Consider the following 2,228-nt stretch of genomic DNA (forward strand, 5'->3'; position numbering starts at 1 on the left):
GCTGAAACGATCAACGGCTTGTACAAGGCAGAGGTGATCCATCGCCTCGGACCGTGGCGCAATCCGCAGGCCGTTGAAATGGCGACGCTCGAATGGGTTGACTGGTTCAACAATCGTCGACTATTCGGCCCCATCGGCAACATTCCACCTGCCGAGGCAGAAGCCGCTTATTATTCAAAACTCGCTGGGTCCGCCATCGCGGCGTGACTCAAGCAAAACAGCCTCCGGGAAACCCGGGGCGGTTCAAACCGCAACGGACAGCACCGCTGGGCCACCGATATCGAGGTCAAGACTCTGATCACGCAACTCGCACGCCAGCTAAATGACGCTTACATCGCCTCGCTGCTGAACCGTCTCGGCCATCGGACTGGCAAGGGGCATACCTGGACAGAGATGCGGGTACGCTCGTTCCGAAGCGACCACCACATTGCGGTCTACCGAAGCGGCGAGCGCGAAACGCGCGGCGAACTGACGCTGGAGCAAGCTGCTGAAGCTCTCGGCACGAGCAAGATGACAGTACTGCGCATGATTAGCGCCGGCACACTAGCGGCCAAACAGGCCTGCAAGGGAGCACCTTGGATCATCAAGGCCGTCGATGTACACCGTCCCGAGGTCTGCGCATTGGTCCCAACCCGTAGCGCGGGTCCGCTACCAGAGGATCCGCAGCAAATTCCCCTTGAACTTCAATAACGTGGCGAGGTGAGCATTATGTCGCGTGCTCGGTTGGCCCTGTCAGGATGAGGTTCTGTGCATTGCGGATCCAGTCACAGTTGGCGAGTGTGGCGACGATACTCTTGTCGAGCCCACGGCTCTGCCGGTACTCGATGTCCTCAATGCAGGCTTGTGGATTCTTGAGTTTCGCAGACTTGAGCAATCGCTCAAGCCGCCGGGTATCGCGCCAGGCGATCTCACGATCCACGACCATGCCGAAGCGTTCCTCGAACGACAGGCTCGTGCTGGCCGTCAGCGTCGCCTGTTCCTCGAACGCGCGAGCCATGCCGTCCAGCTTGAGGGCCTTGAGCTGGGAGAGGGTTTGCTGCATCAACATCGTGACCTCCTTGGGTCAGTGGTAATACTTGGGCCCTCGCACGTTCTCGTGCAGGGGCGACTGCCATTCGGTGGCCCCGTTTTGTGGCAGTGGCTGCTTGTCGGAGCCGGTTTGCAGGATGGTGCGCACGGACCGCTGGGTCGGCGCGCCAATCACGAGTGCGCGCTGGCACGCCGCTTCCAGCCGCTCCTTACCGTACTTGCGCGACAGCGACAGCAGACCCAGGCAGGCGCGGTATCCCATTTCCGGGTGCGGACGGTTCGTCAGCAAATGCCTGACGATCGCCTCGGCGCTGACGCCGATTGATGCGCCCCAGTTCAGCAACCGGCTCGGGGTCCATTCCATGTGGGCGCGGTAAGCCGCAGGCATATGCTCGGCTACGGTGGTGTACTTCCCCTTGAGCCGACTGCGAGCGTGGGCGGCGACGCGCTTGCCGCCGTGCAGGACTTCCACACCGTAACGCGTTACGCGCGCGTGCACTTCCTGACGCACAAGACTGTGCGGTGCGCTGTAGTAGTGACCGTCGACCTCGATGTGCGCGTCAATGTTGACGCGGCACTTCTGGAAGGTGGCGATTTCGTAGCGGCGCGTCGGCAGCGGGCGCAGCGCCGGTTTGTCGAGCCGCTCGAACCACTCGCGTCGAGTGCCATCGAGCTTCTTGAACGGCCGAGTATTCAGATCGTTGATCAGCCCGGCGATCGCCTTATTCAGTTCGGCCAGACTGTAGAACCGGTAATTCCGGAGGCGGGCGAGAATCCATCGTTCGACGATCTGTACGCCGACCTCGACCTTCGCCTTATCCTTCGGCTTGCGCGGGCGCGCGGGCAGCATCGCGGTACCGTAATGGCTCACGAAGTCCTGCGTGGTCAGGCCGAGCGTGGGTTCGTAGCGGTCGGCGTTCGAGATCAGTGCCCTCGGGTTGTCGGGCTTCTGTGCCCGCTGGCGTTATGTGGCGGCAAGCGCGGTGTTCCCGTGCTGAGGCGGCGGGGAACGAATATTTGAGCACATAATTTGCTACAGCGAATTGAGCCATTCAAGAAGAGCTTTGTCGTCCTTCCAGGCGGTACGAGCTCGGGATCCCGCCGAAACACCAGAAATTACTGCGCACGCTGCCAACGCTTCGGCTTTTGCACGTAACGTTAGTTCTGCATATCGGTTTGTAGTATCGACACTGACATGT

1 protein-coding gene and 3 pseudogenes are annotated in these 2,228 nt (G+C 60.9%); 2 read left to right on the top strand and 2 right to left on the bottom strand.

The features are described from left to right. Positions 1-207, top strand: a pseudogene (locus M3I54_RS44020) (IS3 family transposase); the annotation flags it as partial. 186 nt (positions 208-393) lie between these two features. Continuing rightward, on the top strand, positions 394-690 hold the full coding sequence (locus tag M3I54_RS45680) for a helix-turn-helix domain-containing protein (protein ID WP_375542331.1): 297 nt from the start codon (positions 394-396) through the stop codon (positions 688-690). 31 nt (positions 691-721) lie between these two features. Here the strand turns inward: M3I54_RS45680 and M3I54_RS44025 are convergent. Next, positions 722-1,048, bottom strand: a pseudogene (locus tag M3I54_RS44025) (ATP-binding protein); the annotation flags it as partial. Positions 1,049-1,063: 15 nt separating this feature from the next. Next, positions 1,064-1,975 (bottom strand): annotated as a pseudogene (locus tag M3I54_RS44030) (IS21 family transposase); the annotation flags it as partial. Positions 1,976-2,228: the final 253 nt, after the last annotated feature.

It is taken from the genome of Paraburkholderia sp. CNPSo 3274, assembly GCF_024206475.1.
Lineage (GTDB): Bacteria > Pseudomonadota > Gammaproteobacteria > Burkholderiales > Burkholderiaceae > Paraburkholderia.